The sequence below is a fragment of the Bartonella sp. AA86SXKL genome (assembly GCF_042196885.1).
In genome coordinates, this window is the sequence record NZ_JBHIRE010000168.1 from 1 (window position 1) to 961 (window position 961).

Below are 961 nucleotides of genomic sequence, written 5' to 3' on the forward strand. Positions count from 1 at the left end.
TAAAAAAGTCAAACATTGAAAGAGCCTATGACAAAGTGATGTAACCAAACAAATCATTATATGGAGTAAAAATACTTTTTTGCTATAGTTTTGACAAAGAAAGAGCTTACTTTAAAACGATTTTAGCTTCTGTAGATCGTATCTTCAGCTTTTAGTATTTGTTTAAAAACTTTCTCTTCCAATTATTGTATAATCTTGGAAGCAAATTTTATTTTTAAGTTGTTCAAATATAGGGTAATATTAGGTGGTTATGCTATTATACAGAATGGAAGGTGTTCCTCATACGTGATTTTTAGAGAGAAAAAAATATTGTTCATTCTATATTCACCTAAAAGAGATTATAAAATATCTATGAAAAAAGTTTTTTTGTTTCTAATGATAGCAGTTTTTCTAGATACAAATTCTGTTCGAGCTGCTGAATGTGCTAAAATTGGCAAAAAGCTTGCGACTCAAAAGAAGGCCGTTTTAGTACGTTCAACACCAGTTGTTCAGGAGGGAAGAGGTATATGTGTGGTTGTATTTGTAGTACCTGCTCGTGATGGGAAAAAACTGCACCGTGTTGAAATTTCAGTTCCCGCCGATTAGTTCTTGGCAGATGTTGTGATGCGTATCTTAATTGTTGAAGATGACCGGAATCTCAATCGTCAATTAGCAGAAGCTGTAAAAAATGCGGGATATGTTTCAGATAGTGCTTTCAATGGTGAAGAGGCTTATTTTTTAGGTAGTACAGAGTCTTATGATGCTGTGATACTTGATATTGGTTTGCCGCGTCTAGATGGAATTTGTGTTGTTGAAAAATGGCGCAAAGAAGGTCATCTCATGCCTGTTTTAATGCTAACAGCCCGAGATCGCTGGTCTGATAAGGTGCTTGGCATTGATGCAGGTGCTGATGATTATGTTGTGAAGCCTTTTCATTTAGAAGAATTGATGGCACGGTTGCGGGCGTTAATTCGCCGCTCTA

The 961-nt window shown here is 35.7% G+C and carries 2 protein-coding genes; both read left to right on the forward strand.

The features are described from left to right. Positions 1-351: 351 nt before the first annotated feature. The gene (locus ACFIO5_RS10755) at positions 352-585 is read left to right on the forward strand and encodes a hypothetical protein (protein ID WP_034447405.1); all 234 of its coding nucleotides are present in this window, start codon (positions 352-354) and stop codon (positions 583-585) included. 18 nt (positions 586-603) lie between these two features. Continuing rightward, on the forward strand, positions 604-961 hold a 358-nt coding region (locus ACFIO5_RS10760), incomplete at its 3' end, for a response regulator transcription factor (protein WP_375705396.1).

Bases quoted from the DNA above. Each gene is read 5' to 3' on its own strand.
- ACFIO5_RS10755 (WP_034447405.1), top strand. From the start codon at position 352: ATGAAAAAAGTTTTTTTGTTTCTAATGATAGCAGTTTTTCTAGATACA.